We start from the raw sequence: 4,811 nt of genomic DNA on the forward strand, positions 1-4,811 counted from the left end.
CGGCTTATATAAGAGTTCCCTTCTTGAGACGCGTGTAGGGTTCCGGCCGTTTACGCCGGGATTTCTTCCGGTGTTTGGTTATGTGCCAGAGCACCCCGGCCTGCTGGCAGCTAACGGTCTCGGGGCATCTGGATTAACTTCCGGTCCATTTCTGGGCGCTGATCTTGCAAAACTTGCTCTAGGTCAGGAAACAGAGCTTGATCCGGCTGACTATGATCTCTCAGAAGCGATAGAGATCATGAACTAGAACGAGCGACGATTCCAGGAGTTCACTGTTCACGCTCACTAGAGAAAACATCTATTACATTTTGCAATAAAAAGACCAAATCACAACGTGATTTGGTCTTTTTTATTATGCTAAGACAAGGTGAGAGGGATGTACATTTGAAGAACCGCGTGAAACTTCCTATTTCGCCCTTATCATAATAATTTAGACTCGGCCCTATTTATTAAGGTGCTGATCTTAAGATTTTAGTTCTGGATAATCGCAATACTCGATGATTGTTCCTTCTGTATCGGCTGGGTTTAAATAAATTAAACGCCGTCCATGCTTATTTGTTCGAAGTGACCATTCTAGTGTGCGGATCCCTTTGGTTTCAAGTTCTTTTAAAGCTTGATCAAGATCTCCTACATGATAGGCCACATGATGGACACCTTTTCCTTTCTGCTTAATAAACCTGGCAATAGGAGAAGTTGTATTGTTTGTAGGCATGAGAAGTTCAGTCCTGTCACCCTCAATATCAATGATGGCAATTTCACTTTCAACGCCTTCTGCTTCGCTTCGGTAGCGGTCGATTAACGTTCCGCCTAATTCATTCGTATAAAAATCGATGCTGTTTTCTATATCTCGAACGGCAATACCGATGTGGTCTAATTTTTTCTTCATCCAAGACCTCCTTCTTTGTACGAATTATTCTACCATACGACTCTTTTTCTACTGCAAGATACTAGCCTTTTCATTCCATTAACTGGTTAATTGTACAAGATAGAACCTTTCTGCGACATAGAATAGCAGCAGAAGTTAGACTTTATGCATGATCTACTAAGAAATACAGGCGGACTGGGGTTAGCGATATTTACACTCTTTTTGGCGCCCGTTGCTCTTGCAGGAGTAGCATCTGCTGCTTTATTTGCAGGTGGTCCTCTGGCCGTTCCCGTATTTGTGGTCGTACTAGTTTTAGCTGTACTCTGGTTAATTATCTACTTCCTGTTTGTTCGCAGACTTTTCGACTGTGTTTGCGGCCGGCATCACCACAAATAACACATGAGTAACTCTTGAAGCGCCCTTCCCGGGAGCGCTTCCCTACATAAAGAAGGCTGACATCCCGCTCGGATATCAGCCTTCCTCTACTATTAACCTAGTTGTTTAACAAGTTCTTTTGCGACAGCCTCAGTAGATTGAGGGTTTTGACCGGTAATCAAGTAACCGTCTACTTCATAATGAGTACTCCAGTTAGGTCCTGAAGAAACTGTGGCACCAAGCTCATTCAATTTACTTTCCAATAGGAAAGGCATGTACTGATCAAGAGTTGTTTCAGCTTCTTCTGAGTCCGTGAAGGCACTGACGCGTTTACCTTTAACCAGGGGCTCTCCATTAGATAAAGTAGCTCCTGTAAGTCCGGCGGGACCGTGACACACGGCTGCTACATATTTATCAGCTTCATAGAAGTTACGAAGCAGTTTCTGAAGAGTTTCGTTATCAGGGAAATCGAACATGGTTCCATGTCCGCCTGGCAAGAACACAGCGTCAAACTGTTCAGCTGAAAAATCAGTGATTGGTGCTGTGTTTTCCAGGTGAGGTTTTGTATCTAGAATTTCCTGCGGTTCATCTTCGCTCACGCTGTTTGGGTCCACAGGTACGACTCCACCGTTTGGGCTTGCTACAGTCACTTCATAACCGTGCTGTTTAAATTCGTTGTAAGCCTCTCCGAATTCGGAAAGCCATACGCCTGTAGGTGTCTCATCAGTGATTTTATCATGATTAGTAAGCACCATTAATACTTTCTTAGCCATATTAAAATCCTCCTTACAATATAAGAAACGTTTGGAAAGTTTTTATTTAACGCAGCATCATGCGCTAAAAGAATAATTCCCAATAAAAATGTGGAATAAACATGGGCAGAACATGGTTGACAAGAAACACATTCCTGCATACGATAGATGTATATATGAATATATGTGCATATAAGGGTGGTGTTGAGTCATATGGATAATGAACCGAAGAAAGAAGATCAAAAGAAAAAGGAAGAAGTAGAAGGGCTGGATGAGGAGACGCTGTTCGTCGTTTCCCAAACGTTTAAAGCTTTATCTGACCCGACACGCATACGAATTTTACATCTTCTATGCGAACAGGAGATGTCCGTCAACCAAATTGCAGATACTTTAGAGTTGAGACAGTCAACCGTTTCACATCAGCTGAGATTTTTGAAGAACTTGCGTTTAGTTAAATACAGAAGAGCAGGAACAACACTATTTTACTCTCATGATGATGAGCATGTCATCAATGTCCTTCAGCAAACGATCAATCACGCTCTACATCACTAAAGGAGAGGGAAAGAATGAAGGAATACAAACTCCAGGGGCTGTCCTGTGCAAATTGTGCAGCCGAAATGGAAAGCGAAATTAAAAAGTTAGATCACGGGGACGCTGCACAGCTGAAGTTTAATTCAAGTAAACTTGTGGTCCATGAACAAGTAAACTTAAATAAAGTGCGTCAAATATTAAAATCAGATGGAGCCTCGCTTGTAGAAACGAACGAGCATGGAGAGAACGATCACAATCACTCTCACGGTTCCAATATGAAGATGCTGGTTTTTCTTTCAAGCGTAATTTTTGGACTCACGTTTTTATTGCAAAGCTATGTTTCAGGCTATGTGTTAATTATGATGTACGTAGCTGCCATGGCTCTCAGTGGTTATCAGACGTTTATTAAAGGTGCCAGAAATTTAGTAAAACTGAAATTCAATATTGATACGTTAATGACAATTGCATTGGTAGGAGCCGTAGCTATTGGAGAATGGCGTGAAGCCACAATTGTAGCGATCCTATTCGGTTTAAATGAATACTTGGAAGGTCTCGGTATGGAAAAAGCAAGGAATTCAATGGAGCAGCTGCTAAAAGTAGCTCCTAAACAGGCCACTCTGATACTTGAGAATGGCTCAGAAAGAGTTGTACCGATCGAATCCCTCCAAGAGAATGATGTAGTACTCGTGAAAGCTGGTCAAAAGATCCCGTCCGATGGGATCGTGATAGAAGGGTTCAGTTCCGTGAATGAATCGGCTATTACCGGCGAATCACTGCCGGTCGAAAAGGCGGCTGGGGAAAATCTGTATGGAGGCAGCATTAATAACGAAGGCCTTCTAAAAGTGAAAATAACCAGAGCTTATGAAGATTCCTCCTTAGCGAAAATATTACATTTAGTTGAAGAAGCACAGGAAATGAAAACCCCAACCGAATTGTTTATTAATCGCTTTGCGAAGTACTATACCCCGGCGATCATGCTGATTTCCCTTCTGGTTATGGTCCTTCCGCCTTTGTTATTCAGTATGGAATGGGGAGCAGCACTTTATCAGGGGCTTGCGGTGTTAATAGTTGGCTGTCCGTGCGCGCTTATTTTATCTTCTCCGATAGCTATTGTGTCCGGAATTACAAAAAACGCCCGCAATGGGATATTGGTAAAAGGCGGCGTATTTTTAGAGCAGCTAGGTAAAGTAGAAAGCATAGCTTTTGATAAAACAGGTACATTGACTAAGGGAGAACCTACCGTTCAGACAGCGAGAATATATGATGCTGAACGCTTTTATTCAATAGCTGGTTCGATTGAAAAGAATTCATCCCATCCGATTGCCAAAGCAGTAATGGCTGAAGTTAACACTAAGAACTCAGCATTAAAAGAGCCTTCAAAAGTAGAAGCGTTACCAGGGAAAGGGATTTACGCTGAAATTGACCACCATCCTTACTATATGGGAAGCGAACAGACGATTAATCACTTAAATCTATCCAAAGAACAGCAAAAGGATATTGAGTCATTAAAAGAGGCAGGATATACGCTGGTCATTGTTTCAAGTGAAAAGGAGATTCTCGGGATGTTCGGTATCGCGGACGAGATAAGAGATGAAAGTAAGTCCCTGATTAACGATCTGCATTTGGCAGGAATTAAGCATACGATTATGCTTACTGGAGATCATGAAAAAACAGCTGAAAAAGTAGCTGGTGAAATTGGGTTAACCGATGTATATGCCGGTTTGCTTCCTGAGCAGAAAGTAGAACAAGTAAAGAGACTAAGTAAAGGTACCAGACTTGCTATGGTGGGTGACGGAATTAACGATGCTCCCGCTTTGGCTACAGCTGATCTCGGTATTGCTATGGGGAAAGGAACCGATAGTGCGATTGAGACAGCAGATATTGTCCTTATGCAGGACCACCTGGGTAAACTGCCAAGTTCTATAAGAATTGCCAAGCAAGTGAATCGAGTCGTTAAGCTTAACATTTCTCTTGCCTTAGGATTGAAGCTTGTCGCGTTACTACTGACGATTCCAGGTTGGCTTACACTATGGATAGCTATCTTGTCAGATATGGGGGCTACGATTCTTGTTACCCTTATCAGCTTAACTGTAATGCTGCCAAAATCAGCTGTTTCAACCTCTGTAGTAAATAAAGAAGCTGACGTGCAGTTTAAGACCTGATCAATATGCCGCAGCAGGAGTATTGCTGCGGCTATGAATTATTCGTCATATAAAATTTGTTACCATTTAAGTTCTCCGATCGAATACAGATTTATTCTAATAAATAATGCAAATAAACCAATAAAC

The 4,811-nt window shown here is 42.0% G+C and carries 6 protein-coding genes; 4 read left to right on the forward strand and 2 right to left on the reverse strand.

All coding sequences use genetic code 11. The annotated features are described in order from the left end of the window. The coding region (locus WAM07_RS17995; RefSeq protein WP_422168767.1) for an FAD-dependent oxidoreductase at window positions 1–247 on the forward strand (247 nt) is incomplete at its 5' end. Window positions 248–463: 216 nt separating this feature from the next. Here WAM07_RS17995 and WAM07_RS18000 read toward each other — a convergent pair. Next, the gene (locus tag WAM07_RS18000; RefSeq protein WP_422168768.1) at window positions 464–886 is read right to left on the reverse strand and encodes a VOC family protein; all 423 of its coding nucleotides are present in this window, start codon (window positions 884–886) and stop codon (window positions 464–466) included. A 144-nt stretch (window positions 887–1,030) separates the two neighbouring features. On the opposite strand from WAM07_RS18000, the gene WAM07_RS18005 reads away from it, so the two are divergent. Further along, window positions 1,031–1,261, forward strand: a complete 231-nt coding sequence (locus WAM07_RS18005; protein WP_422168769.1) for a hypothetical protein — start codon at window positions 1,031–1,033, stop codon at window positions 1,259–1,261. A 92-nt stretch (window positions 1,262–1,353) separates the two neighbouring features. Here the strand turns inward: WAM07_RS18005 and WAM07_RS18010 are convergent, their stop codons facing one another. Continuing rightward, on the reverse strand, window positions 1,354–2,013 hold the full coding sequence (locus WAM07_RS18010) for a type 1 glutamine amidotransferase domain-containing protein (RefSeq protein ID WP_422168770.1): 660 nt from the start codon (window positions 2,011–2,013) through the stop codon (window positions 1,354–1,356). Window positions 2,014–2,205: 192 nt separating this feature from the next. On the opposite strand from WAM07_RS18010, the gene WAM07_RS18015 reads away from it, so the two are divergent. Together WAM07_RS18015 and WAM07_RS18020 are read left to right on the forward strand one after the other, a co-directional pair. Further along, window positions 2,206–2,544 (forward strand): ArsR/SmtB family transcription factor, encoded by a 339-nt coding sequence (locus tag WAM07_RS18015; protein WP_422168771.1) that lies wholly within the window; start codon window positions 2,206–2,208, stop codon window positions 2,542–2,544. A gap of 14 nt (window positions 2,545–2,558) precedes the next feature. Continuing rightward, entirely contained in the window at window positions 2,559–4,685 is a 2,127-nt protein-coding gene (locus WAM07_RS18020; RefSeq protein WP_422168772.1) for a heavy metal translocating P-type ATPase, read from the forward strand. The last annotated feature ends 126 nt before the right edge of the window (window positions 4,686–4,811 follow it).

The organism is Halobacillus sp. (genome assembly GCF_049282395.1).
GTDB lineage: Bacteria > Bacillota > Bacilli > Bacillales > Halobacillaceae > Halobacillus.

Bases quoted from the DNA above. Each gene is read 5' to 3' on its own strand.
- WAM07_RS18000 (WP_422168768.1), bottom strand. From the start codon at position 886: ATGAAGAAAAAATTAGACCACATCGGTATTGCCGTTCGAGATATAGAA.
- WAM07_RS18010 (WP_422168770.1), bottom strand. From the start codon at position 2,013: ATGGCTAAGAAAGTATTAATGGTGCTTACTAATCATGATAAAATCACT.
- WAM07_RS18005 (WP_422168769.1), top strand. From the start codon at position 1,031: ATGCATGATCTACTAAGAAATACAGGCGGACTGGGGTTAGCGATATTT.
- WAM07_RS18020 (WP_422168772.1), top strand. From the start codon at position 2,559: ATGAAGGAATACAAACTCCAGGGGCTGTCCTGTGCAAATTGTGCAGCC.
- WAM07_RS18015 (WP_422168771.1), top strand. From the start codon at position 2,206: ATGGATAATGAACCGAAGAAAGAAGATCAAAAGAAAAAGGAAGAAGTA.